The following is a 26,977-nucleotide window of genomic DNA, read 5'->3' on the forward strand; positions in this document are numbered from 1 at the left end:
CCATGAAAAACATGAAACTGGAGTGGAAAAGAGGTGACTGGGCGGCGTATTTCGGGTTGATGACCAACAACCTGACCAATTTGCTGACCATGATGGGGCTGCTCATTTTTGTCGTCGGCATCCCGAAGGAGATTGTTTATGGACGCATCGCGCCGGCCTTCGGGCTGGCAGTGCTGGTCGCGAGTATTTGCTACGCCTGGTTCGGCATGCAGATGGCGCGCGCCACCGGGCGTACGGACGTGACCGCGCTGCCGTCCGGCCCGAGCGCGCCGTCGATTTTTACCGTGACCTTCCTGGTCCTGATGCCGGTTTATCAACAAACCGGCGATGCGGACTTCGCGATCCAGATTGGCCTGGTGTGGTGCTTCGTGGAGGCGATGATCCTCGCGGGCGGTTCGTTCCTGGGGGAAACCATCCGCAAGATGATCCCGCGTACCGTGCTGCTGTCGTGCCTCTCCGGTTTGGGCCTGCTGCTGCTGGCGATGAACCCGATGCTGCAGGCGTTCGAAGCGCCGACGGTGTCGTTCATCGTGCTGCTGCTGATCTTCATCAACTGGTTTGGCAAAAAGCCGATTTTCGCCCGTATCCCGACCGGCCTGCTGCTGCTGATAGCCGGTACCGCACTGGCGTGGATCTCCGGCCTGCAAAGCCCGGAAGCGATTAAAGCGTCCATGTCATCCTTCGGCTTTAACCCGCCGCAGGTGCACGTGGAAGGCTTCCTGCAGGGCCTGCCGCACGCGCTGCCGTATCTTGCCTCTGCCGTGCCGCTGGGGCTGGCGAACTACATCTTTGACCTGGAGAACATCGAAAGCGCCCACGCGGCGGGGGATGCGTACCCGACGCGTAAGGTGATGCTGGCGAACGGCCTGGCCTCCATGCTCGGCTGCCTGATGGGGAACCCGTTCCCGGTGACGGTCTACGTCGGCCATCCCGGCTGGAAAGCGATGGGTGCGAGCATCGGCTATACGCTGGCCTCCGGCGTGACCATGTTCATCGTGCCGCTGTTCGGGCTGGGGGCGTTTATGCTCGCCATCATTCCGATGACCGCCATCGTGCCGATTCTGGTGTTTATCGGCGTCGTCACCGCCAACCAGGTGGTGAGGGAAACGCCCAAAGTGGAGGTGCCGGTGATCTTCATCTGCCTGTTCCCGTGGATCGCCAACTGGGCGCTGACGATGATGAATAGCGTGATGGGGGCGGCGGGCACCAGCGCGGCGAAGATCGGCACCGACGTGCTGCACAGCAAAGGAATTTACTACGAAGGCCTGGTGCATCTCGGCAACGGCGCGCCGCTCGCCAGCATGCTGTGGGGCTGTATCGCCATCTTCGCCATCATCAACAAGCCGCTGCGCGGAGCCGTTGCGGCCGCCGTCGGGGCGCTGCTGGCGCTGTTTGGGGTGATCCATGCCCCGGTAGTGGGCTTTGCCGAAGGCAGTTCGCTGATGTTCGTCACCGCGTATCTGATGATGGGCGGCATGTTTGTGGTGAAGCATGTGCTGGATACCTCTGTTAATCCCCCTCTCCCTGTGGGAGAGGGCCGGGGTGAGGGCACCAGAACGCACCTTCTAAAGGAAACAAAATGAAAGAGCTTATGGTCGTCGCCATCGGCGGCAACAGCATTATCAAAGACAACGCCAGCCAGTCGATTGAACACCAGGCGCAGGCGGTGAAAGCGGTGGCAGAGTCGGTGCTGGAAATGCTGGCCTCCGACTATGACATCGTGCTCACGCACGGCAACGGCCCTCAGGTGGGGCTGGATCTTCGCCGCGCCGAAATCGCCCACGAGCGGGAAGGGCTGCCGCTGACGCCGCTGGCAAACTGCGTGGCGGACACCCAGGGCGGGATTGGCTACCTGATCCAGCAGGCGCTCAACAATCGCCTGGCCGCGCGCGGGGAGCAAAAAGCGGTCACGGTCGTCACGCAGGTGGAGGTGGATAAAAACGATCCGGGCTTTGCTCACCCGACGAAACCTGTCGGTGCGTTCTTCACCGAGACGCAGCGCGATGAGCTGCAGCGCGCACACCCGGACTGGCATTTTGTCGAGGATTCAGGCCGTGGCTACCGTCGCGTGGTGGCCTCACCGCAGCCGCTGCGGATTGTCGAGGCGGATGCGATCAAGGCCCTGACGCAAAAAGGCTTTGTGGTGATCGGCGCGGGCGGCGGCGGAATACCCGTGATTCGCAGCGAGCAGGGCGACTACCAGAGCGTCGATGCGGTGATTGATAAAGATCTCTCCACCGCGCTGCTGGCGCGCGCGATCGGCGCCGACGTGCTGGTGATCACCACCGGCGTGGAGAAGGTGTGCATCAACTTCGGCAAGCCAGACCAGCAGGCGCTGGACACTGTAAACGTGGCGCAGATGACCCGCTACAGGGAGGAGGGCCACTTCCCGGCGGGCAGCATGCTGCCCAAAATCGTCGCCTCGCTGGAATTTTTACACCACGGCGGCAGGCGCGTGATTATCACCTCGCCGGACTGCCTGCCCGCGGCGCTGCGCGGGGAAACCGGCACCCATATTGTTAATGAAGGAAGATAAGATGAGTGAAAATAAAAGCCGCCGCGAGTTTATTAGCCAGAGCGGCAAAATGGTCACCGCCTGCGCGCTGTTTGGCGCGACCGGATCCGTCGCGTATGCTGCTGACTCCGCAAAGCTAACCTGCGAGACGGGTAAACCGATGAACATCACCGCGAAACATTACTATCTGGACAACGTGCTGCTGGAGGCCGGGTTCAACGTCGACGGCGGCGTGGCAACGAGCACCCGCACCGAACTGAAAACGCTGGAGATTAACGACGGGAAGATCGTCGCTCTGCGCGATAACAAGAGCCACGCCGACGCCACGCTGCCGCACTATGACGCAGGCGGCAAGCTGATGCTTCCGGCGATGCGCGACATGCACATTCACCTGGATAAAACCTTTTACGGCGGTCCGTGGCGCTCCCTGAACCGCCCGGCGGGCACTACGATTCAGGACATGATCCGCCTCGAGCAGAAGCTGCTGCCGGAGCTGCAGCCCTACACCCAGGAGCGCGCGGAAAAGCTGATCGACCTGATCCAGTCGAAAGGCTCCACCATCGCCCGCAGCCACTGCAATATCGAGCCGACCTCCGGCCTGAAGAATCTGGAAAACCTGCAGGCGGTTTTATCGCGCCGTAAGCCCGGCTTTGACTGCGAAATCGTCGCTTTTCCGCAGCACGGGCTGCTGCTGTCAAACTCCGAAAAGCTGATGCGCGAGGCGATGCAGGCCGGAGCGCACTACGTGGGCGGGCTGGACCCAACCAACGTCGACGGCGCGATGGAGAAATCCCTCGACACCATGTTCCAGATTGCGCTGGACTACGACAAAGGGGTGGATATCCACCTGCACGAAACCAGCCCGGCGGGCGTGGCGGCGGTGAATTATATGGTCGAAACCGTGGAGAAAACCCCTGAGCTGAAGGGCAAGCTGACCATCAGCCACGCCTTTGCGCTGGCGACGCTCAACGAGTCGCAGGTGGATGAGATCGCCACCCGCATGGCGGCGCAGCAGGTGACCATCGCTTCCACGGTGCCGATTGGCACTCTGCATATGCCGCTGAAGCAGCTGCGCGAGAAGGGCGTGTTCGTGATGACGGGGACCGACAGCGTCATCGACCACTGGTCGCCGTACGGTCTGGGGGACATGCTGGAGAAAGCGAATCTTTACGCTCAGCTCTACATCCGCCCGAACGAGCAGACGCTCTCCCGCGCGCTCGGTATTGCCACCGGCGACGTGCTGCCGCTGAATGACAAAGGCGATCGCGTGTGGCCAAAAGCGCAGGACGACGCCAGCTTTGTGCTGGTAGATGCCTCCTGCTCCGCCGAAGCCGTGGCGCGCATTTCTCCGCGCACCGCGACGTTCCATAAGGGCAACCTTGTCTGGGGCTCGGTGGCTTGACGTGCATTTCTCCCTCTCCCTGTGGGAGAGGGTTGGGGTGAGGGCATCAGGCCGCAGGCAATGCTTTATACTGGGAGTCACATTCTTAAAGAGGGATCTGCCATGGCACAAAACATCTACGACAACCCGGCGTTTTTCGAGGGCTACGCCCAGCTTCCGCGCTCGGTGCAGGGTCTGGACGGCGCGCCGGAGTGGCCCGCGCTTAAGGCCATGCTGCCGGATTTAACCGGCAAATCGGTTGTCGATCTCGGCTGCGGCTACGGCTGGTTCTGCCGCGCCGCGCGCGAGCTGGGCGCTGCTGACGTCACGGGGGTCGATATCTCAGAAAAGATGCTCGCCCGCGCAGCGGAGCTTACCGCTGACCCACAGATTCACTATCAGCGTAGCGATCTGGAATCTCTCACGCTTAACGAGAACAGCCTCGATCTGGTCTACAGCTCGCTGGCGCTGCACTACCTGCCGGAGCTGGGTACCCTTTTTACGAAGGTTCAGCGCGCGCTCAAGTCCGGCGGCAGCCTGGTCTTTTCGATGGAGCACCCGATATACACCTGCGCCACCCGTCAGGGCTGGCTGACCGACGACAGCGGAGAGCGGTTCTGGGGCGTGAACCATTATCAGGACGAGGGCAGGCGCGTCAGCAACTGGCTGGCGGACGGGGTGGTGAAATACCACCGCACGCTCGGCACCACGCTCAACGCGCTGATCGGGGCCGGATTAACGATAAGCAACGTCAACGAGTGGGGGCCAGCGCAGGCGCAGATTGACGCCTGGCCCGCGCTGGCCGAAGAGGCGGAGCGCCCGATGCTGGTGCTGATCGCCGCCCGTAAGGCTCAGTAACCCACTGTATACACCCGCCCGCTCTGCACGCCTTCCACGCTGCGGCGGTAGGCCTGCGCCACGGTCGCGGCGGGAACGCTCTCAAAGCCCGGGAAGAAACCGTCGTACGTTTCGATGGATTCGGTGAGTACCGTCGGGCTAATCAGGTTGATGCGGATCCCGCGCGGCAGCTCGCAGGCGGCGGCGCGAACAAATCCTTCCAGCGCCGCATTTACCGTGGTGGCATTTACGCCCTGGGCAATTGGCTCGTGCGCCACGATGCCGCTTATCAGCGTAATCGAGCCGCCTTCGTTCAAATAATGCTGGCCGGTCAGCGCCAGGCGCACCTGCCCGAGCAGCTTGTCCTGGAGGCCCTGGTTGAAGTCGCTGTCCTTCATGGTCGCGAGCGGGCCAAAATAAAGACCACCGCTGGCGGAAACAATCGCATCCACCGGGCCGATTTTCTCAAACAGCGCCTGGACGCTCGCCTGCGAGGTGATATCCACCTGCTCGTCGCCCTGCGTGCGGCCGACGCGGATGACCTCGTGGCGACGACTCAGCTCTTCCGTTACCGCACGACCGACCGTACCGCTGGCACCAATAATGACGATTTTCATAGCCGACTCCTTATGTTGTGAGCCTCCATTCTTTACTAAATAAAAATGCAGATAAACTGGGCTAAAGTTAGAAGATTGCTAACCAGGAGTTTGTAATATGGATAAGTTTCGCAGCATGGAGACCTTTATTGCCGTGGTTGAAAGCGGCAGTTTTACCGGTGCGGCGGCTCGGCTGGAGATGTCGGCGGTGATGGTGGGGAAATACGTTGCGCTGCTGGAATCGCAGCTCGGCACCCGCCTGCTGGAGCGTAACACGCGGCGCCAGAGCCTGACTGACGCCGGGCGGGTCTATTTCGACGAGGCGAAGCGGGTGCTGGAGCAGGTCGCGATCGCCGAAAGCGCCGTGGAACGCCTGCGCGCCGCGCCGTCCGGCACCCTGCGCGTGACCGCACCCACCTCGTTTGGCGGCAGCGCGATCGCGCCGCTTACGGCCTCTTTTTTACAACGCTACCCGGAAGTGCGCATCGAGCTGGATCTCACCAACCGGATGGTGGATCTGGTGGAGGAAGGTATCGATCTGGCCATTCGTATTGGCGACATTCACAACGACGATCTGGTGGCGAAATACCTCTGCCCTTACCGGATGGTGATCTGCGCCGCGCCGGACTATCTTGCGCGCTACGGTACGCCGCAAACTCCTGCCGATCTGGTGGATCATCTCTGCTTATCCCACAGCGTGTGGACTGCACGTAACGAGTGGCGGCTGCCGGGCGTCGAAGGCGAGGTGCGCTGGAAGCGGGATGCGGTCTTGAGATGCAACGACGGCTACGGGCTGCGGATGGCCGCGCGAGCCGGGGCGGGACTGCTGCTGCAGCCGGAAGTGCTGGTGGCGGAAGATCTGGAAAGCGGCAGGCTGGTGCGGGTGCTGGAGGCGTATATTCCGGCGCCGAGACCCGTGCATTTGCTGTGGCGTCAGGATTTACGACCTCTCCCTAAGCTAACGGAATTTATCGCCCATATTCTGCTAAGATTGGGCACACTATAAAAAAAGAAGGTATGCAAAGAATGTCTGTGAATAAACTCGCCAGCAGCGCGCAGGGCCTGCAATCATCTGCCATCCGTGAATTATTAAAACATAGCAAAATGGCCGGCGTCATTTCGCTGGGTGGGGGTATTCCTAACCCGGCCTTGTTCGATCACGAAGGGCTGAAAATTGCCGCTGATGCCGTATTATCACAGCATTTTGGTGAGGCCTTTCAGTACGGTCTGACCGAAGGCGTACCGGGACTGCGCGAAGAAATTCAGCGCATCTGCGAGGGGCGTGGTATCGCCTGTAAGGCCGATGATGTTGTTATTACTTCCGGCTCACAGCAGTCCCTCGACGTGCTGGCGCGTGCGTTAATCAACCCGGGTGACACCGTTGTGGTTGAGCGTCCAACCTATCTTGCTGCGCTGCAGGTATTTGGCCTGGCGCAGGCGAATTTTGAATCCGTTGGCACCGACGGCGACGGCATGAAGGTCGACGAGCTTGAAGCGCTGGCGGCAAATAAAACCATCAAAGCGGTCTATATTGTTCCGACGTTTGGTAACCCTGGTGGGGTAACCCTTTCCGAGGCGCGTCGTAAACAGCTGGTGGAATTATCGAAGCGCTATGACTTCGTCATTATTGAAGACGATCCGTACAGCGAAATTAATTATACCGATGAAGTTTTCCGCCCGTTAATTGCCCATGCCAAAGATATCGGCAACGAAGAGAACGTGGTGTATACCTCAACCTTCTCCAAAATTCTTGCTCCAGGAACCCGCGTGGGCTGGGTGCTGGTGCCGGAATGGCTGAAGCGCGCAGTAGTAAACCTTAAGCAAACCACCGATCTGCACACCAGCACGCTGTCGCAGCTGATGACGTATGAATACCTGAAAACCGGTCGTCTGCCCGATCAGATTAAAACGATCCGCGAAGCCTATCGCCAGAAATACCAGACGTTCGCAACCGAGCTGGAGGCCGAGCTGGGCGATGTGATGTCTTTCCACAAGCCGAAGGGCGGCATGTTCCTGTGGGCGAACATGAAAAATGGTAGTAATACCACCCGCTGGCTGGAAAAAACGTTAAGTAACGGCGTAGTATTTGTGCCGGGCGAATTTTTCTACTGCAATGAGCCAGACCATTCAACGCTGCGTATGTCGTTTGTGACGCCAACGGATGAAGAGCTGAAGGAAGCGGTTCAACGCCTGAAAAAATCGCTGTAAAAGACCTGCGCATAATGGCTTTCCTGCCGTTATGCGCAATACGCGTTCAGGGCGGCACGGGCCGCGATCGTCCATGGAGATCTCCATGTTTGAATTTCTGTTCGGTGTCGTTACGCACACGCCCGCCTGGGTGTGGGTGCTGTTTATCTTCCTTATCTCTCGCGGCATTAAAGCCCGCAGGCCTGCCACCGTTACGCTGGAGAGGCTTGCCATCATTCCGGCAATATTTCTTATCTGGGATATCTACGATCTGGTTGTCTACCGCACGCTGACGCCCGGAACTGTCGCATTGTGGACGGCGGGGATCCTCGCCGGGGCCGCGCTGGGGTATTTCCTGATTAAGCAGGCTGTTATTACCCGTGCAGATGCGCCGCGCAGCCTTTACCGTCAGGCAGACTACACCGCGCTGCCGTTTATGATGCTGGCGTTCGGCGTCAAGTATGTGCTGGGCGTGATGAGCGCGGTCTCTCCCCAGACGATGCAGCAGCCCGCCATGAGCGCGCTGGCGATCGTCTCCGGCGGCGTGTTTGCCGGTGTGTTTCTCGGGAAATTTGCGCGCTATGTTGGGGTGTATAACAGCGCCGCACCGCGCCCGGCGGAGTGACGTTATTCTGTCGCGTGTGCCAGCGTGCGGTCTGCAGCATCGCCGCTGAGTGCTCGCGTGACTTCATGGATCCGCCAGATTTTCCCTTCACGCAGCGCGGCAAACAGATAAACCTCGATCTCTGCCTGACGACCATCGGGATACGTGACCGTCACGATATGCCGGTCAGCCAGAAGTTCGCCATGACAGGCTATCTCCACCACGGTAAAGGCGATCGCGCGGATCTGTGAGCTGACGTGGCTCAGATGCTGGACAAAACCCCGGTAGTCAAGCGCGTGACCGTCCGTAAACTGCTGGTAATCGGGCGTAAATACCTCTGCCGGATCGATATCGCCGTTGAATAAGCGGGTTAACAGGCACGCCATCTTTTCGCGCTGCGCGGCGTTGTCGGTGTCGGCAATCAGGGACGTGATAATGCTCATGCGGGCTCCTTATGTGGTTGAATCACCATTATCCTTGACAGCCGAAGGCGTGGTTTCTGTAATGCGTCGATGAATAACGATTTTCGGTCAAAATGATATGGTCAGTGTTGAAACGCTCCTTCATCCCGGCGGGTACCGAACGCCCTGGCACAGTCATCGCACCGGCCAGCTGTGGCGCATTGCAACGGGGCTGCTGGTCATTGAGACGCAGCAGGCGCGCTCGGTCGTACCGGCAAAACACATCGGCTGGATCCCTCCGGATCGGCAGCACGCCGCTTTTTCCGAAAGTGCGGTAGAAGGCTGCGCTATCTATCTGGACCCCGCCTGGTGTGAAATGCTTCCCGATTCGCCCGCGCTGTTCGAGACCGACGATCTGACCCATGCACTGTTTAGCCGTTTATGCGATGCTGAGAGCGAGTACGATCCGCGAAAGCTGACTTTGCTACTGGATGAGCTTGCCCTGACGCCCCAGGCTCGCTTTTCTCTGCCCGTGCCGACGGATCCGCGTCTGAAGAACGTGGTCAGCCATTTGCTGCAGTTTGTCGATGATAACCAGACGGTCGAGAGCCATGCTGTTCATGCTGGGATGAGCGTACGTACGTTCAACCGTCGGTTTAGCGCCCAGACCGGAATGAACTTTGTTAACTGGCGGCAGCTGGCACGCGTCATGCGGGCAATGGAGTGGCTGGCGGCGGGGAAGCAGGTAGGGTGGATTGCGCTGTCCTGCGGCTACAGCAGCGTCAGCGCATTTATTGAGGTTTTCAGAGCATGGACCGGTAAAACGCCGGGGCAGTGGGTGATTAAAGAAGGCCCTTTTGGGCGAAGGTAATGCGCGTGGCTGCGTTGAGATCCAGCTCTTTTAACGATTCCGGATTAACCCAGGCGATCTCCTGAAACTCTTCATTAAACGTGACTTCCCGGTTGGCGCTGATGCAGTCGAAGATCAGATAGATCATGTAAATCTCCTCTGAGGTGCCATCGGCGTAGGTTTTCACCCTGATGTCATCGCGAAAAGCCCATGGCGTAACCGAGACAATCTCCAGCGCTTCGCCCAGCTCTTCGCGGATCTCACGGCGCAACGCCTGTTCCATGGTTTCGCCCGGCTCCATTCCACCGCCGGAGAGAGCCCACTGGCCGGGGAACACGCCGCGATCGTTGGCCATTTTGCACAGCAGATAAGCACCGTCGTTCTGGATGATGGGGCAGACAATGGTTCGTTGGCGCATGATTTCTTCCTGAAAAATGAGTTTGGGCTACTTTAGCAGATTGGGGGGATGATTATGTTAGAGGTGCTCGATTCTCGCTCCTTGGTTTTCTGCGTTTTGCTGCAGATTCAGCCAGAATTCAATACTGGTATCGAATGCGCCCGCCAGTCTTGTGGCCAAATCAACGGTGAGTTTGATTTTATTGTTTACCAGCGCGCTGGCAGTGGTGTGATCGGTGTTTATTCTCTCTGCCAGTTCTGAGATGCCGAGACTGAGTGGCTTAAGATAATCGTGTAGCAACACTTCGCCTGGTGTGGTTGAGATGCGTAGTTTTCCCTGGTTATTCACAATTAACGTCCTGTTTATAAATATAAAATGAGTGCGGTTTGATGCCCTCACCCCGCCCCTCTCCCACAGGGAGAGGGAGAAAACTATGTCAACCCAGCAACGCGACGCCAGCCTCGGTTCTCAGCCAGCGCGGGGTTTTTCGCTGGTCAGCAAAATATCCCGTCAGTTCAAAGAGTAAATCTCCCATCACACGAGCGGATTCAGGGGCGAGCGCGCCCCCCCATCAACAGTTGCGTAATTTCCTCGCATAGCGACAGAGCTGATCGGATTCAGCGTTGAATGCAGGTTCCGGGAAACACATTGACGGTAAGACGTTCCTGTAAGTGCTCAGGGAGCGGCTCCAGCAGCATCGGGCGAAGCAGGGCGAGGGTCGATGCAAGACGACCGCAGAGCGCTATTTTTCTTGCAGGATCGGTCTCTTCCACCAATGCTTCGCAATAGCGTTGGCAGTTGTCGGCAAGTTCAGTGAAGTCGGTATTGTGGCCGAAGGGGGTAGTGAAAAGTGCGTTACTGGTGGTCATAATTTTTCTCCAATCAGGTAATTAACCCGACCGCGGAAATGCCAATTTCCGGGTGGCAGGTCTGAACGGAGTTGGCATTACCGGCTTGGAGTGTACCGGCGCGTCTCGCGACGCCCCCGTCCAGCCCACCATTGGAATGTAGCCAGACGCACGGCGTAACAAGGACTTACGCCGTCTCCAATCATAACCGGGATGCCAATCCCGACGCCAGATTTTGCTGGCGTGGAAGGAACATACGCCCGATTAACCCTAATAAAAAGCAGGCTACCCAGAAGAAGTTAAATCCTGCGAGGCGGCTTCAGAAAATGATGTAAGGCGTTTCATCACCGCTCCCTCAGCGCCTCTTTCGCCCGGTTAAACGGCTTGATCAGATAATCCAGTACCGTTTTCTCTCCGGTCTTAATGTCCACCGTCGCAATCATCCCCGGCACAATCGAGAAGTGCCTGCCGGCCTTATTCACCAGGTAATCCTGGCTGGTGCGGATAAACACCCGGTAATAGAACACTTCCGGCTTGGCCTCGTCCTGGATGGTGTCCGGAGAGATCGTTTCGACGACCCCGTGCAGGCCGCCGTAAATGGCGTAATCGTAGGCGGTGATTTTAACCAGCGCCTCCTGGTTCGGGTGGATAAAGGCGATATCGCGCGGCGACAGGCGGGTTTCGATCAGCAGGTGATCGTCCACCGGCACAATCTCCATCAGCTCGCCGTTGGGCGGGATCACGCCGCCGATGGTGGTGACCTTGATGTTTTTCACGATCCCGCGTACCGGGGATTTTACCGTCAGACGGGTCACGGAATCCTGGCGGCCTTTGAGGATCGCTGAAACCATATCCACCTCCGCGTTGGCTTTGGATAACGCCTCCCGGGCCTGAACGTAATACTGCGAGCGTACGTCGGTGAGCTTCAGCTCCAGATCGCTTTTCTGCCGCTGCAGGCGCAGCACCTCCACGTGGCTGGCGGCGCCGGTTTTGACCAGCCGCTGGGTGATGGCCAGCTCCTTATTGGCGAGATCTAACGCGGCGCGCAGCTCCCGCTGGGTATCCTCCAGCTGCGCGCGGCGGGAGTTGTAGAGCCGCGTTTCGTCAGCCATCAGATCCGGCCATTTTGCCAGCGAAGGGGGGAACTTCAGCGGGAGATCGTTCACCTCGGCGTACAGGCGGGCGCTGGAGGCCAGTGAAGCCCGGTAGCGCGCCGCGCTTTCGCCGACGTTCGATTCGGAGCGCGTCGGATCGAGCCGCGCCAGCACCTGTCCGGCCTGCACCTGATCGCCCTCGTGGACGTTCAGCTCGGTGAGGATCCCGCCGTCGAGAGACTGTAGAACCTGCTCGCGCGAGCTGGGGATCACTTTACCCGAGCCGGTTGATACCTCATCCAGCACGCCAAACCACGCCCAGACGCCCAGCACCACAAACATCAGCAGCGAAAAGATCACGATCCGACGCGCGCCGGTGTAGCCGCTTTCGGAGTCGAGGGCGTTATCCAGATCGTCCATTGCCGCCACGTCACGCTGACTGATTTTCATTTTTCCACTCCCGTCCGGTTGCTGCCTGCTGCTGTTGCTGCTGCATACGGCTGTTGTTCAGCGCCTGGGCTTTTGGCGCGTCCATAACCAGCATCCCCTCTTTCAACACCACGACGCGCTCCACCAGTTCCAGCACCGGTACGCGATGCGTGGCGACAATCAGGGTGCGATGCCCGAGCCAGTCGCCCAGGCGCTGGATGAATTCCCGCTCGGTGTGCTCGTCCAGCGACGCGGTGGGTTCATCCATCAGCACAATATTCGGATCGCGCAGCAGCATTCGCGCCAGCAGAATCGACTGGCGTTGCCCGCCGGATAACCCCACGCCGTTTTCCATGATCGGGTAGTCCAGCCCCTTGGGCAGCCTCTGCACGAAGCCTGCCGCGCCGGTCATCTCCAGCACCTCAAAGATCTCTTCGTCGGTGGCGCGCGGCATGCCGAGGGTGATGTTTTCGCGCAGGGTGCCGTAAAACAGCCGCGCGTTCTGGGTCATAAAGCCGACGTTGCGCCGGACGTCGGCGACGTCGAGGTGCGGCAGGCTGAAGTTATCAAGACGCAGCTCGCCGGCCGCCAGATCCATCCCGCCCGCCATGGCCTGCAGCAGGGTCGATTTGCCCGCGCCGTTGCGCCCGAGGATCGCCACTTTTTCTCCCGGCCGGATCTCCAGCCGGTTAATGCGCAGCGCCATGCGCGGATCGTCCGGCTGATAGCGGAACTGCGCCTGCTCGAAAAGATAGTGTCCGCGCAGCACGTCCTGGCGGATCGGCGTTTCCTCGCGCTGATTTTCGGTGGGAAGCTGCATGATGCTGTCCAGCCCCTCTTTTGCCGCTTTGACCTGCTGCCAGCGCGCCAGCACGCCGCACAGCGTCGCCATCGGGGCGATCATGCGGGAGGCCAGCATCGACGCGGCGACCACCGAACCGGTGGTCAGGGTGCCGTCGATCACCATCGGGGCGCCGACCACGATCACCCCGGCGTAGACCAGGCTCTGAATGGTCATCCCCCAGCTGATCAGGTTCTGCGTTAGCTCGCGGGTGCGCAGGCCGGATTCCGCGGTGATCTGGATATAGCTGTTCCACTGCTGCAAAAAGCGGTTTTCCGCCTGCATCAGCTTGATGTCCTCCAGCCCCTGAACGCTCTCCACCAGCACTGCGTTGCGCAGGGTCGATTCATGGGCCGACTGTTTCGCCAGCTCCGCCAGCTTCTTCTGCAGCAGCAGGCCGGGCAGGACCATGATCACCGCCGCGACCGGGGCGATCCACGCCAGCTGCGGGGCGATGATCGCCAGCACCACCACGAACAGGAGAAAGAAGGGCAGGTCGACAATCGTCGAGATGGTGGACGAGGTCACCATCTCGCGGATCTGCTCCAGCTCGCGCAGCTGAGAGATAAAGCTGCCGGTGGAGCGGGGGATCGCGCTGTTGCGCAGCCGCAGCGCGTGGCCGAAGACGCGATCCGAAACGCGCATATCCGAGCGCTTGCCCAGCAGATCCATAATGTGCCCGCGCGCCACGCGCAGCACAAAGCCGAACAGGGTGGCAATCAGCACCCCGATGGTCAGGACGTAAAGCGTCGGATAGGACTGGGCGGGGATCACCCGGTCATAGACCTGCATGGAAAAGACGATCCCGGAGAGCGACAGCACGTTGATAAAGAGGGCGGCCAGCATGACCCAGCTGTAGGGGCGCAGGTCGCGCATCACCAGCCGGTAGAGCCAGTCCGGACGGTACTTTGAGATATAGGCGTCCACGCGGCTGTCCTTCAGCGCGGCGAGTGGACGCAGGGCAATAACGTGGCGGATAGCGGGCAGCATCGCCGTCATTGACAGCCGGTTGGTGTAGGTCTCATTGTCGAAAAAGCTGACCTCCAGCGTATCGTCCCCGTCGAAATGCTCGATCACGCCGATCCTGCCGTCATTCATCGCCACCACCACCGGCAGACGCCAGCTGTTGATCGCCTGCCGATCGTCGGTAAGGAGCTGAAACGACAGCCCCGCTTCGCGGGCCAGCTGGGTGAGGGCGGGCACCATCGGTTTGCCTTTTAGCCACGGTGCGCCTGCGATCAGCGCGCCGGGAGAGCAGGCGACGCGGTAGCGCGTGGCGACAAAACCAAAGGCCTGCGCCCACTGCGCCAGCGCCTCATCCGTCATGTTTTCACCTTGTGGGATATCACGCTGCTTCATGGCTGGATCTCCACGGTCTGGATGGTGCGGTTATCAAGATCGAACGCGTGACGCAGCTGCCCGGTGTTATACAGGCAGTTGAGCTGCAGCTGGTGCAGCTGACCGAGGGTCTGCTGCTGGGTGAAGCGCGCCTGATAGACCTCCTGCTCGGCGTTGAGTACGTCGAGCAGCGGGCGCGAACCGAGATCGAGATACTGCTGCTGGTACAGTTCGCGGGTGCGGGCGCTGAGGGCTTCCTGGCGGCCCTGGATTTGCAGCGTGCTTTGCAGGCTCATCACCTGGCTGCGGGCTTCCATCAGCTTCTGGCGGACGTCAAGGCGCGTACGCTGAATGGTGGACTGCGCCGCCTCCACCGCGTGTCCGGCAGCGTTACGCCGGGCGGTGAGGCCGCCGCCCTGGTAGAGCGGCATCTGCACTTTCACCCAGGCGGAATACTGGGTGCGATCCCGCGTGTCGCTGCCCGCATAGCTATCGTTCATGTAGTGACGCACCTCCGGCTCCAGCGAGACGGTGGGCGTCATCTGCGCGTCGGCGTAATCGAGGTTCGCCTGGGCGACGTTAGCCTGCGCCCAGGCGGCAAGCACCGCGGGCACCAGGCGGTCGTCCGGCTCGGCGATATCGCAGCTCCGGCCCAGCTTTTGCGGAAAGTCATTGCTGATTGCGTTCAGGCTGTTCCAGCCGAGAAAGCTCATCAGCGTGGCGCGGGCGCTGTCCAGGCTGGCCTGGTACTGCATCAGCTGGGCGCGCGCGCCTTCAATGCGCGCATCGGTCTGCACCACGTCAGAAAGCGACGTGGCCCCTTCGTCGTTACGCTGGCGGGTCAGCGTGCCAATCGAGGAGAGGGCGTCGAGCTGCTCTTTAGCGGTGTCGACCATCTGCTGCAAGGTTTGCACCTGCACCATGGCGATGGCGGTATCGTGGGCGATAGTGTCGATACTCACCAGCACGTTGGCCTGCTGCTGGGCCACGCCGGCGCTCTCGGCGCGCACCTGGCTGGCCACTTTGCCAAAGTCGTAGAGCATCTGTGAGAGAGAGAGCACCAGCGACGGGGTAAAGCCGTTCTGGTCGCCGTCATGGGAATAGCCGCTGTCCACGCCGGCATTAATCTGCGGATAGTATTTTGATTTAGCGACGTCCACCTCTTCGCTCTGTTCATAGAGTTTTCCCACGGCTTCGCTGATGGCCGGGTGCCAGGTGACGGCGCGGTTAACGGCATCGCCAAGCTGCAATGAACCGGGTGCGGCTTTGCCGGCCGCAGGTGCGACGCGGCCATTGAGCGAGGGGAGTTCCTGCGTTTCGCGAAGCTGCCCGGTATTGATGATTGCAGCCGGGTTTGCGCAGAGAGCGGGCACAGATATCAGGCAGCACGAGAGCCACCAGTAAGGCATCTTCATTCCCATGTCATGTCCCTATTAAAAAGAGTATGTCTTTATTATTTATGCCCGGGCGCTGTGCGCCCGGGTCATCTCTTGCAGGTGCTATCAGGTAATGATGTGCTGCTGATTAACAAGCTCGTCGTAGGTGGTCTGAACGCCATCAAGCGTAACGAGCGTGGTATTAGTGTAGGTGCCCCCTGTACCGTCACGGTCGATGGAGATCACGGTATTGCCATTACTATTAGTAACATGGAGATAATTCCCCAGCGTCGAGGCGCTACCGTTCCAGCCCACCAGCAGATCGCCGATGTCGATCTTGTCCCCCTGCGCCAGCGAGAAGCCGGTCCAGTGATCGCCCGCGGTGCTGCTGACGTTACCCGCCGTAGCATTCCCCACCGTACTGTTCAGCACCTGGTAAATCAGCGTATCGCCGTAGGCCGTACCGGTGATGGCGTCGTTGTGTTCCGAACTGATGAACTGCGGCGCCATATTGATGGTCAGCGTGGCGGTATCCGTGTTGCCGTTGGCATCGGTCAGGGTGTAGTTGAAGGTCTCCTTCGAGGTCATGGATGAGAGCGATACCCCGCTGTTGAGGGTATAGGTGTAATGACCGTCAGCGCCGATCGCCAGGATGCCGTAATGGCCGGTGATATTCACCGTTGCGCTGCCGGTATACGGATCCAGCGTGGTGGTAACGCCGTTGTAACCGGTCACGCTCAGACGGGTATCCACCGAGTGGAGCTGATCCAGCACGCCGCCAGAGTCGGTGCCGTCAAAGATATTGCCGTTGACGGTGTGGCTGCCGGTGACGTCGAAATCACTCAGCGAGTAGGTGGTGCCGTTCACGCTTGGCGTGATGGTGATGGTCCCGACGCTCAGCCCCGGTACGCTACCGGTAAAGTTCAGCGTATAGGTCCCGGCGTTGAGATCCAGCCCGGTCAGCGGGACGTCGATACTGCCGCCCAGCAGCGAGCCGCCGCTGAAGGAGCCGCTGCGGATCACGCCCGAGCCGTCGCTGATGGACCAGTTCACCGTCAGTCCGCCCAGCGACAGCAGCGAGGCCACGTTAAAGTGCAGCGACGCGTTGTGCAGCGCGGTGTTCGCGTCGACCACGAAGGTTCCGCTACCGGAGCCCTGGGTTGACGAAAACAGCGCCGTCGTCCAGTTGGCGACGCCCACGGTGGTATCCGAGTAGACCGACGTGTGGTGCACCGAGGTGAGGTCCATCGTGGCGCTGACATCGTTCACCGCATCCATCGCCTGGGCGGTTGGGGTGATGTTGAGCGATGCCGTATCCTTCGAGCCGTCAGGCGCGGTAACGGTGTAGACGAAGGTGTCCGGCGTGCTGATATGGTCTGCCCCCACGCCGCTTCTCAGGGTGTAGGTGTACTGACCGGACGAATTGATGGTCAGCGTGCCGTATTCCCCCTGAATGTCGGTTGTTCCACTGCTGTTGACCGCCACGCCGTTCACTTCGGTGACCACCGTGCCCGCCGGAACAGGGTCATTCGCCAGCACGTCGCCCGTGGTGGTTTCGCTGATGCTCGCCACGCTGTAGACATGATCCTGCAGAACGCTCAGCGTGTAACCCGTCAGGACGGCGATCCCCGATGCGGTATTGAGTAAGAACAGGTACTCCCCGGCAGGCAGATTCAGCGTCAGCTGGGATGACGTTCCCCCCAGCAACGGGGCGCGCAGCCAGCCCGACTCGACGCGAACCTGCTCGAAGGTCTGGGTGGCGTTGTTGAACTTATAGACGTACAGATCGAATACCGACGCCAGCGCCACGCCGCCCACTGAGGCCTGGATGGTCATGGTGCGGGTCGTGCCTTCCTCCACGTTGTAGATAATCGGGTTGGTCATGTCGTCCAGCAGGTTAAGCCCCAGCGTATTGCCGAGATTAATGCCCACCACTGTAAAGCCACCCTGAGACGAGGCGCCGTTATTAATCTCGCTCACGGTGGTGTCAAAGGTCAGCGAGGCCGTGTCGTCCACCGCCACAATGCCGTTGATTACCGTACCGGCACCCAGAGACAGCACCAGCTGCGCCGACGCGCTGACGCCGTTATGGGTAATGGTGTAGGTGAAGCTCTCCGTCCGGCCAATGACCGCGGCGCTGGTGTCGGTCAGGTTGTAGGTGTAGCTGCCGTCGCGGTTAATGGTCAGCGTACCGTACTGCCCCTGGATCACCGTGCCGTCGGCGTTCACGCTGGTGGTGACGCCCTGTCCGTTAGTGACTGCGGAGATGGTGGTTCCGGCCGGCGCGTTGTCGCTGCCGGCGGTCGGGTCCGTATCGAGGATCACGTTGCCGTTGAGGCTGGTTTCGCCCGTGACCGTACCCGGACCGGTCTCTTTCACCGCCACGTCGAGGCTGGTGTAGGAGCCGGTTGCCAGCAGGTTGGTGTTGTAGCTGAGCACGCGATAGTTGCCGTCAGCCAGCCCGGTCAGGTTCAGCGAGACGCCGGTTGCGCCGAGGGTCAGGAGATCGGCAAACTGCGGTTGGCCGGTGTCCACCACGGTGGTCCAGGCGCCGTTGACGTAATGCTGAACCACCAGCTCAAGGGTGTTGAGCAGAGAGAGCACCGCTCCCGTGGCGTTGGCGTTCACCACGATATCCGCGCTGCCGCCGCTGCCCACCGTGAAGTTGACCTGGGCCGTATCATTGCCCAGCAGCGTAAGGACGTTGCCGACGGCGCCGACCAGCAGGAAGCCGTAATCGCTGTACTGGCTGTTGGTCACGGTTGCCGTGGTGCTGAGATTCAGCTCTTCGACGTTATTGCTGGCGGAGAGCGGCACCACCGGCGCAAGGGCGGAGCCCGGCAGCGAGGTGTTGCCCGCGGCATCGGTGGCGGTGATCTGCAGCGTCTGGCCTTCGGTCTGTTTGTTAATGAAGGTGTAAGTGTAGGTGCCGTTGCTGCCCGCAATGGCGGTCACCGTCGAGCCGTCCGCAAGGCGGATCGCGACGGTGCTGCCTGCTTCCGCAGTTCCGGTCAGGACGCTACCGTCGGCGTTGAAGGTTCCGGTTGGCGCCGTTGGGGCGGTTGTATCGACGATAATCGTCGTCACGGCTGACGCCACGCTGGTGTTGCCCGCTGCATCGGTGGCCGTGGCGGTGAGGTTATGCGTTCCTTGCGTCAGCGTGGTGGTTTGCGGCAGGGTCCAGTTTCCGCTGCCGTCGGCGGTCACCGTGCCCACCAGCGTAATGCCATCGTAGATCCGCACCGTGGCATTTGCTTCGGCGGTTCCGCTCAGCGTTGGGCGCGTGTCGTTGGTCGGATTCGTACCGGTCACCGGCCCGGTGACGCTGCCGACATCATCAATGACCGAACTGATGACCGGTGCGCCCGGCGCGAGGGTATCGACGTTAATCACATACCCGGCGGTAGGCGCGCTCGCGTTGCCCACCGCATCGGTGGCGGTAAAGGTTAAATTGTGCGGACCGTTGCTCAGCGCCGGGGATGGTGTAAAGCTCCACGCCCCTCCGGTCGCCGTCACGCTGCCAATTTGTACGCCGTTATCAAAGATTTTCACCGTTGACCCGGCTTCCGCCGTACCGCTGAGGGTTGGCTGCGCGTCGTTGGTGAACCCGCCGTTCGCCACCGGCGTCGCCGCATTGCCCACGTCATCCAGAATGCTGGTCAGCACCGGCAGCGCAGGCGGCGTGGTGTCGACGGTGAGGCTGAAGCTGGTGGAGGACACGCTGGTGTTGCCTGCCGCATCCGTCGCCTGCGCGGTGAAGCTGTGCGCGCCTGCTGTCAGCGTGGTGTTGAGCAAGATACTCCAGCTTCCGTTGCCATCCGCGGTGCCTGTTCCGACAAGGGTTGCTCCCTCATAGATGTTCACGGTGGCAAATGGTTCGCTGGTCCCGACAAGGCGCGGAACGGTATCGTCGGTTGTTTGCCCGGACGTGAGCGGGCCGGTGATGCTGCCCACGTCGTCTATCGCCTGGCTGATAACCGGCGCGTTCGGTGCCGCGGTATCAACAATCAGGGTAAAGCCCGGCGAGGTCGGGCTGACGTTGCCCGCTGCATCGGTGACCGTGGCGGTCCAGGTATGGCTGCCGCTGGCCAGCGGCGTTGACGGCGTAAAGCTCCATGCGCCGGTACCGTCCGCCTGAACGGTGCCGACCGGCTGGCCGTTCTCATACACGGTGACAGTGGCGTTTGCGGTCGCGGTGCCGTTCAGCGTCGGCGTGGTGTCGTCGGTGCTCTGCCCGGAAGAGAGCGGGGTTTGAATGCTGCCCACATTGTCACCCGCGGTCGAAATGACCGGCGCCGACGGCACGCCCGTATCTACCGTCAGGTTAAACGGCGTCGTCGTGCTGCCGGTATTGCCAGCCGCGTCGGTGGCGTTGAAGGTGATGGCGTGCGGCCCGTCGGGCAGATCGGTACCCGGCGTGAAGGTCCAGCTGCCCTGGGCATTCACCACCGCAGTGCCAATTTCGTTGCCGTCAACGATCACGTGCACGGTAGAACCCACGTCGCCCGTGCCGTTGAAGGTTGGACGCGCGTCGTTGGTGCTGTTGCCTGTCGTGAGCGTCCCGGTGACCGGACCGACATCGTCAATCACGCCGGTCACCACCGGTACGCCAGGGGCCGCGGTATCAATGGTGAAGGCGAAGACCGACGAGTTCGCCGAGGCGTTGCCTGCCGCATCCGTTGCATACGCGCGCAGGGAGTAGCTGCCGTCGCCCAGCGACGCGGTCGGCGTAAAGGACCAGTTCCCGCTGCCGTCAACGATCGCAGTACCAATCTGCGTGCCGTTGTTCATGATGTGAATCGTGCTGCCCGCCTGCCCGGTGCCGCTGATGGTTGGGGTACTATCGTTGGTCACCTGGCCGCTGGTGAGATTGCCCAGAACGCCGCCAGGGACGTCGTCGTTTACATTATCCAGCGTCGGAACCGTTGGTGCCGTCAGGTCAACCACCACGCTCCATGGGGCTGAGATTGCGCTGACGTTGCCCAGCGGGTCGGTCGCCCGGACGGTGAAGCTGTGCGAGCCTTCGCCGAGCGCGGTGTCAGGGGTAAATGTCCATGCGCCGGTGCCGTCAGCCGTCACCACGGCAATCTGGGTGCCGCCGTCGAAAATGGTCACCACGCTGTTTGCATCCGCTGTCCCCGAAAGGGTTGGCGTGGCGTCGTTCGTTTCGCTGCCGCTGACCACCGTGGTGGCAGCGTTACCGACGTTATCCGTGACGTTGGTGATAACCGGCGTGGCGGAAACGGAGTCCACCACGACGGTGAAGCCCGCCGAAGGACCGCTCTGGTTCCCCGCCGGATCGGTCTCGCGGATGGTCAGGACGTTATTACCCTCAGCCAGGGCAGGCGTCGTATAGCTCCAGGTGCCGGTGTTGCCGACCTCCGCGGTCCCCAGCAGCACGCCGTTGTTGTAGATGGAGATGGTATCGCCCGCCGCGCCGGTGCCGGTGAGGGTCGGCTGGTTGTCGTTGGTGATCTGGCCGCTGGTCAGCGGGCCGGTGCCCGGACCGACGTCGTCAATCACCGCGCCGATAGCTGGCGTGCCCGGTGCGGTGAGGTCGACGGTGACGCTGGCTGCCGGAGAGCGGCCGCTGGTCTGGCCGTTGAGGGTCGCGGTCACCTCAAAGGTGTGCAGCCCCTCGCCAAGAGCGGCTGGCGTATAGCTCCAGTTGCCGCTGCCGTCAGCGGTCACCGTTGTCAATGGCGTCGCGCTACCGTCCTGATAGATGGTTATCAGGCTGCCCGCTTCGGCCGTACCGGTAAGCGTTGGCGTGGTGTCGTTGGTAGTTTTGCCTTTCACATCGCCGGTGACCGGATCCGCGTCATCGACAATCGCCGTGATGACGGGCACGTCAGGAAGATTCGGAAGCGTACCGGTGACGTTGTAAGTCGCATCAGGGCTGGTACGTCCGGACGCATCGGTTGCGGTCACGGTCAGGGTCGCACCATCCTGCGGGGCCGGGCTGACCGCGATGGAGAAGTTGCCCCCGGTCGCAACCCCGGTACCAATGACGTTTCCGCCGCTATCCTTAACGGTAATGAGTGCTCCAGCCTCGGCGGTTCCGGTCAGCGGTGTACCTTCTGGAGCAAGGCTAAGATTGCCCGGGGCGGTTGGATCCTGGGTATCTACCGTCACGCTCAGCGGGGCTGAAGTTCCTGAAGCGTTACCCGCAGCATCGGTAGCGGAGACGGTGAAGGTATGCGGGCCGTCTGAGAGCGTTGTGCCTGCGGTCCAGCTCCAGCTGCCGTCCGGCTGTATCGTGACCGGCACACCTGACGGGATACCGTCGACGGAGACGATAACGGTGGTGCCGGGTTCGCTTGTCCCGGTAAGGGTCGGCGCGCCGTCGCGGGTGTAGAGCACGTTGTTGGTGAGCTGGCTGTCTGAGACGGCATTAATCTGCGGTATCCCAGGCGCAACGGTATCGAGGGTGACGGTAAAGACCGAACTCGGCGCGCTAAGGTTGCCAGCCGCATCCACACCCGCAACGGTGATATTCAGCGGACCGTCCGTTTGCGTTGGAAGCGCCAGGTTCCATTCCCCGTTAACCACCACGACACGGCCCACTTCGACACCGTTGTTGTAGACGATCACCGTCTCACCGTTGACGCCGGTTCCGCCCACTGTCGGTGTGGTATCCGTGATGTAGCCACCGTTCGGCTCACCGCCCACTGCACTAATCACCGGCGTATCCGGTGCCAGGGTATCCACGATGATCGTAATCGCTGGAGACGGGTCAGAGACGTTGCCCGCTTCATCGGTGGCGGTGGCGGTATAGGCGTGGCTGCCCTCGGCAATGTCGCTGCCAGGGCGCCAGCTCCAGTTACCGCTGCTGTCTACCGTGACGGTGCCCACGACGGTCGATATGCCGTTGACGGTGTCAGTGATGTTGATGACGTCGTTCGGCGTGCCGGTGCCGCTCAGGACCGGGCGCGGATCGTTGGTGGTTCCGCCATCGGGTACGGGGCCGGTGATCTGTGTAACGCTGTCGGTGACGGTCGGTGCCGCAGGCGTAGCCGGCGCTTCGGTATCAATGGTGATAGTTACCGGCTGCGACGGGGCGCTTTCGTTGCCCGTGCCGTCCACGTTGGTGACGGTCAGGGTGATGTCATAGGTACCGCCGGGCAGTGGGGTTGATGGCGTCCACGACCAGTTGCCGGTGTTGTCCACGACGGCGTCGCCGATTTTGACGCCGTTGTTGTAGATCGTCACGGTATCGCCCGCCGTGCCGGTACCGCTCAGGGTCGGCGTGGTGTCGCGGGTGGTTTCGCCAGGGTTCAGCGTTGTGTCTGCTCCGTCAGGATTGACGGTGATTGCCGGGATGTCCGGCGTGGCGGGCGCGACGGTATCTACCGTCAACACAAACGGGCTGGAGACAGTGGTATTGCCGGCGGCATCCGTGGCGTGAACCGTCAGGGAATGCGGGCCGTCGGTGAGCGGGGTAACGGGCGTAAAGCTCCAGCCTCCGCTGCCGTCAAGGGTGGCGGTGCCGAGCAGTGTGGCACCGTCATAGACGGTGATTACCGCATCAGCCGGGGCGGTGCCCTGCAGCAGCGGCGTGGTGTCATCCGTGGTATCGCCGCTGTTAAGCGTGCCCTGAACGCCGCCGACGTCATCGGTCACGGTGGCGATGGTTGCCGCCGCTGGCGGCGTGGTATCGACGGTCAGGGTGAAGCCGCCTGACGGCTGGCTGGTATTACCCGCGCCATCGGTGGTGACGGCGGTAAAGGTATAGGTGCCGTTAACAAGCTGCGTGGTCGGGGTATAGGTCCACGTGCCGCTGCTGTCGATCACAATCGTTGTGACATCGACGCCGTCCTGGCGAATGGTGACGGTTGAGCCCGGCTCAGCGGTGCCGTTGAGCGTTGGCGTGGTGTCGTTGGTACTGTCGCCAGAATTGAGCGCACCGAGGCGCTCCGGCACATCGTCCAGCACCTGGGTAATGACCGGGGCGGCAGGCGCGACGCTGTCAATCGTCAGAGTCCAGGTGTTGGAGACGCCGCTGGGGTTGCCTGCCGCATCGGTCGCGACGGCGGTCAGGGCATGGGACCCTTCACCGATTGGGGAGGAAGGGGTAAAGCTCCATACGCCGAGGCCATTGGCAAGGGTTGTACCAATTTCAACACCGTCCACGCGCAGGCTGATCGTCGCGTTTGCTTCGGCGGTACCGCTGAGCGTCGGGGTGGAGTCGTTGGTGGTCCCATTCAGGTCGATCGTGCCGGTCTGCCCTGGGATATCGTTTACAACCTGTGAAATCACCGGGGCGCCGGGTGCCGTGCCGTCGACGTTAATTGTCCACGAGTCTGATAACCCGCTCGGGTTCCCGGCGGGATCCGTCGCCGTTGCCGTCAGCACGTACGTGCCATCGGTCAGCGGTGAGGGCGGCGTAAAGCTCCACTGGCCGGAGGAGGATACAACCACCGTACCGAGGACATCGCTGCCGTTATAAATCGTGATGGTCGAGCCCGCTTCGCCCGTTCCGTTCACGGTCGGGGCCCGGTCGTTGGTGAGGCCGTTCTGGCCCACGGGACCGGTGGTGGCCTGCACGTCATCAATCACCGACACGATAACTGGCGTCTGCGGTGGGGTAATATCCGGTGCCGCCGCGGAGGTGGTTGGACTGGTGTTGCCGGCCGTGTCGGTAGCGTCAGCGGTCAGGATTTCACTATTAACCTTTGGTGGGGTCAGCGTCAGGCTGAAGTTACCCTGACTGTCGGCAACAGCTGTGCCAAGGATGACGTCTCCTTCACGAATGGTCACCGTGCTGCCAGCTTCTGCGATGCCGCTGATGGTGCCGCCATCATTCGACACCACGAGATTACCCGGGGCAAGCGGTGGCGTGGTGTCCACTACCAGTGCGAACGGGCTGGAGATACTGGTATTGCCTGCGGCATCCGTGGCGTGAACCGTCAGCGAATGCAGGCCGTCGGTGAGTGGAGTCGTTGGCGTAAAGTTCCAGCCGCCGCTGCCGTCAAGGGTGGCGGTGCCGAGCAGGGTTGCGCCGTCATAGACGGTGATTACCGCATCAGCCGGGGCGGTGCCCTGCAGCAGCGGTTTGGTGTCATCCGTGGTATCGCCGCTGCTGAGCGGACCCTGAACGCCGCCGACATCATCGGTCACGGTAGCGATAGTCGCTGCCGGTGGCGGAGTAATATCGACGGTCAAGGTGAAGCCCTCCGACGGAAGGCTGGTGTTACCCGCCGTATCGGTAGCAACGGCGGTAAAAGTGTGAGCGCCCTCGACAAGCGGCGTGGTGGGGGTATAAGACCACTGACCGTTGCTGTCGGTTAGCACTGTGCCAATATCAGTACCGTCCAGACGGATAGTAACGGTTGAACCCGGTTCAGCTGTGCCGGTGAGCGTCGGCGTCGTGTCGTTAGTGAGGCCATTCTGGCCCACGGGGCCGGTGGTGGCCTGCACGTCATCAATCACCGATACGATAACTGGCATCTGCGGTGAGGTAATATCCGGTGAAGCCGCGGAGGTGGTTGGACTGGTGTTGCCGGCCGTGTCGGTCGCGTCAGCGGTCAGGATTTCGCCGTTAACTTTTGGTGGGGTCAGCGTCAGGCTGAAGTTACCCTGGCTGTCGGCAACCACCGTACCAAGGGTGATATCGCCTTCACGGATGGTCACCGTGCTGCCAGCTTCCGCGATGCCGCTGATGGTGCCGCCATCATTCGACACCACGAGATTACCCGGGGCAGACGGCGGCGTGGTGTCCACGGTGAAGATGACAGGCTCTGAGGCCGCACTCAGGTTTCCGGCGGCATCGGTTTCAGTGACGGTTATGGAGTGTGTCCCGTCCGGGAGCGGGCCGTTCGGCGTGACGCTCCAGGTGCCGTTGGGCTGAACCGTTGTGGTGCCAACCACCACGCCGTTATCGTAAATGGTGATGGTTCCGCCGGGCTCGCCGGTTCCCGCCAGGATCGGCAGTGAAGCATCGGTAAGCGCGCCCGACGTGATGGTTCCCCTGATAACGCCCGTATCGTCGGTCAGCACAATCGCGGTCGGCGCGTCCGGCGGAGTAAGATCCACCGTCAGGGTAAACACCGGTGAGGCAGGCCCAGTGTTGCCCGCGGCGTCGGTTGCCCGCACGGTAATCTGATGAGTGCTTTCACTCAGGTCAACCGACGGGGTAAAGGTCCAGGTGCCGTTGCTGGCGACGACCGCCGTACCAATAGCGACTCCGCCGTCATAAATCGTCACGGTCGAGCCCGCCTCGCCGGTACCGGTAAGCTGCGGGCGCTGATCGTTGGTGCTGCCGCCGTTGCTGACGGCCCCCGTCTGCGGAGCAATATCGTCCGTTACGCTGGTGATTGCTGGCGCATCGGGCGCGGTGGTGTCCGGTGCGTTGAGCGTTGTGCCCGGGCTGGTATTCCCGGCGTTATCCGTCGCGGTGGCAGTCACCTGCTCGCCGTTGGTCAACGGTGTGCCGAGAGAGACGGTAAAGCTTCCGTCGCTGCCCGTTTTTCCTGAGCCAATAACATTTCCGTTCGCGTCTTTCAGCGTGATGGTACTGCCGGGTTCGGCGGTACCGGTGACGGTTTTACCGTCTGAAGAGAACTTAAGGCCGGAAGGCGCGTTCGGCGGCGTTGTATCCGGATCGGCAGGATCGACGGGTGTGTTGGGGTTGGGGCTATTATTATTGCCGTCATCTCCACCGCCGCCGCCACCACCTGTGCTTGCCGCCGCCGCGATGCCGCCTGCTGCGACAATGCCGCCCAGAGCCCATGGCCAGATGGCGGCCCCCCCGGTGTCGCTCCCGGAGGCCGCAAGCAGCACGTCCGTGGACGCGATAGATTCGTACGTGGCGGCTCCGGTCGGATCTTCAATCCACCATAATGCGCCCTGGCTGTCCTGCAGCACCAGCTGGCTCACGCCCTGCGCGTCCGTGACGTAGAAGTTTTTAAGGGTGATCACCTCGCCGGAGTGCAGCGTAACCAGCAGATCGTTACCATTTCGCGCGAAGTGGGAGACGCTCGCTCGCTCGACATGAAGCTCAACGATAGAGGAATGGCTCAGCGTAACCTGTGTGCCTTCCGTGGTCGTTTCCACGCCAGTAAGTTTCGATATAACAGAGATTTGGCTCATTTAGGCATTACTCCAGCAAATGTATCATGAACGGCGAGCAAGACGAGCCATCTCTGCAGAAGGTAAAGGGCGCCCCCGGCGCAGTCGCTGTTATCACGCAGCACTGACCGTTGTTTTTAGCGCGCACGATGCCCGCCAGAATTCAGAGTGGCAACATCAGAGCGAATCTAATGACTTATAAAGAGAACAGTT

17 protein-coding genes are annotated in these 26,977 nt (G+C 61.2%); 8 read left to right on the forward strand and 9 right to left on the reverse strand.

From position 1 onward, the window contains the following. Positions 1–2: 2 nt before the first annotated feature. From BJ885_RS16035 to BJ885_RS16050, 4 genes are all read left to right on the forward strand, one after another. Complete coding sequence (locus BJ885_RS16035; protein WP_121932302.1) at positions 3–1,583, forward strand: xanthine permease; 1,581 nt, start codon at positions 3–5, stop codon at positions 1,581–1,583. Next, a complete protein-coding gene (locus BJ885_RS16040) occupies positions 1,580–2,536 on the forward strand; it encodes a carbamate kinase family protein (protein WP_121932303.1) in 957 nt (318 codons plus the stop codon). The genes BJ885_RS16035 and BJ885_RS16040 overlap by 4 nt, the downstream gene beginning before the upstream one ends. A gap of 1 nt (position 2,537) precedes the next feature. Then, positions 2,538–3,917 carry an amidohydrolase family protein gene (locus BJ885_RS16045; RefSeq protein WP_121932304.1) on the forward strand — a complete coding sequence of 460 codons (1,380 nt, stop codon included), beginning with the start codon at positions 2,538–2,540 and terminating at the stop codon, positions 3,915–3,917. Positions 3,918–4,019: 102 nt separating this feature from the next. Then, positions 4,020–4,754: a bifunctional 2-polyprenyl-6-hydroxyphenol methylase/3-demethylubiquinol 3-O-methyltransferase UbiG gene (locus BJ885_RS16050; RefSeq protein WP_121932305.1), complete on the forward strand. Its 735-nt coding sequence runs from the start codon at positions 4,020–4,022 to the stop codon at positions 4,752–4,754. On the opposite strand, the gene BJ885_RS16055 is transcribed toward BJ885_RS16050, so the two are convergent. After that, the gene (locus BJ885_RS16055; protein ID WP_121932306.1) at positions 4,748–5,350 is read right to left on the reverse strand and encodes a short chain dehydrogenase; all 603 of its coding nucleotides are present in this window, start codon (positions 5,348–5,350) and stop codon (positions 4,748–4,750) included. The two genes, BJ885_RS16050 and BJ885_RS16055, sit on opposite strands and share 7 nt — an antisense overlap. 97 nt (positions 5,351–5,447) lie before the next feature. Between BJ885_RS16055 and BJ885_RS16060 the strand changes: the two genes are divergently transcribed. The 3 genes from BJ885_RS16060 to BJ885_RS16070 all read left to right on the forward strand — a co-directional run bounded on the left by BJ885_RS16060 (position 5,448) and on the right by BJ885_RS16070 (position 8,141). Continuing rightward, positions 5,448–6,335 carry a LysR family transcriptional regulator gene (locus BJ885_RS16060; RefSeq protein WP_047646203.1) on the forward strand — a complete coding sequence of 296 codons (888 nt, stop codon included), beginning with the start codon at positions 5,448–5,450 and terminating at the stop codon, positions 6,333–6,335. Positions 6,336–6,355: 20 nt separating this feature from the next. Then, a complete protein-coding gene (locus tag BJ885_RS16065) occupies positions 6,356–7,537 on the forward strand; it encodes a PLP-dependent aminotransferase family protein (RefSeq protein ID WP_121932307.1) in 1,182 nt (393 codons plus the stop codon). Between the two features lie 85 nt (positions 7,538–7,622). Further along, positions 7,623–8,141 carry a DUF6622 family protein gene (locus BJ885_RS16070; protein ID WP_121932308.1) on the forward strand — a complete coding sequence of 173 codons (519 nt, stop codon included), beginning with the start codon at positions 7,623–7,625 and terminating at the stop codon, positions 8,139–8,141. 2 nt (positions 8,142–8,143) lie between these two features. Here the strand turns inward: BJ885_RS16070 and BJ885_RS16075 are convergent, their stop codons facing one another. Further along, positions 8,144–8,563, reverse strand: coding sequence for a nuclear transport factor 2 family protein (locus tag BJ885_RS16075; RefSeq protein ID WP_121932309.1), 420 nt, complete (start codon positions 8,561–8,563; stop codon positions 8,144–8,146). Positions 8,564–8,660: 97 nt separating this feature from the next. Here BJ885_RS16075 and BJ885_RS16080 point away from each other — a divergent pair, with 97 nt between their 5' ends. Further along, entirely contained in the window at positions 8,661–9,392 is a 732-nt protein-coding gene (locus tag BJ885_RS16080) for a helix-turn-helix domain-containing protein (RefSeq protein WP_121932310.1), read from the forward strand. Here BJ885_RS16080 and nudI read toward each other — a convergent pair. The 7 genes from nudI to BJ885_RS16115 form a co-directional block, all read right to left on the reverse strand. Then, positions 9,364–9,789, reverse strand: coding sequence for a nucleoside triphosphatase NudI (gene nudI, locus BJ885_RS16085; RefSeq protein WP_121932311.1), 426 nt, complete (start codon positions 9,787–9,789; stop codon positions 9,364–9,366). The two genes, BJ885_RS16080 and nudI, sit on opposite strands and share 29 nt — an antisense overlap. Positions 9,790–9,846: 57 nt before the next feature. Next, positions 9,847–10,116: a HigA family addiction module antitoxin gene (locus BJ885_RS16090; RefSeq protein ID WP_121932312.1), complete on the reverse strand. Its 270-nt coding sequence runs from the start codon at positions 10,114–10,116 to the stop codon at positions 9,847–9,849. A gap of 269 nt (positions 10,117–10,385) precedes the next feature. After that, positions 10,386–10,637 (reverse strand): hypothetical protein, encoded by a 252-nt coding sequence (locus tag BJ885_RS23585; RefSeq protein ID WP_375714055.1) that lies wholly within the window; start codon positions 10,635–10,637, stop codon positions 10,386–10,388. 323 nt (positions 10,638–10,960) lie between these two features. Continuing rightward, entirely contained in the window at positions 10,961–12,130 is a 1,170-nt protein-coding gene (locus BJ885_RS16100) for an HlyD family efflux transporter periplasmic adaptor subunit (protein ID WP_121932339.1), read from the reverse strand. Between the two features lie 10 nt (positions 12,131–12,140). Beyond that, a complete protein-coding gene (locus tag BJ885_RS16105) occupies positions 12,141–14,339 on the reverse strand; it encodes a type I secretion system permease/ATPase (RefSeq protein ID WP_029740040.1) in 2,199 nt (732 codons plus the stop codon). Next, positions 14,336–15,739, reverse strand: a complete 1,404-nt coding sequence (locus BJ885_RS16110; protein WP_121932313.1) for a TolC family outer membrane protein — start codon at positions 15,737–15,739, stop codon at positions 14,336–14,338. Before BJ885_RS16110 ends, BJ885_RS16105 begins: the two co-directional genes overlap by 4 nt. Before the next feature lie 81 nt (positions 15,740–15,820). Continuing rightward, positions 15,821–26,785: a BapA/Bap/LapF family large adhesin gene (locus BJ885_RS16115; protein ID WP_121932314.1), complete on the reverse strand. Its 10,965-nt coding sequence runs from the start codon at positions 26,783–26,785 to the stop codon at positions 15,821–15,823. Between the last annotated feature and the right edge of the window lie 192 nt (positions 26,786–26,977).

This window comes from Enterobacter sp. WP_7_1, from assembly GCF_003688535.1.
GTDB classification, from domain to species: Bacteria; Pseudomonadota; Gammaproteobacteria; order Enterobacterales; family Enterobacteriaceae; genus Enterobacter; species Enterobacter asburiae.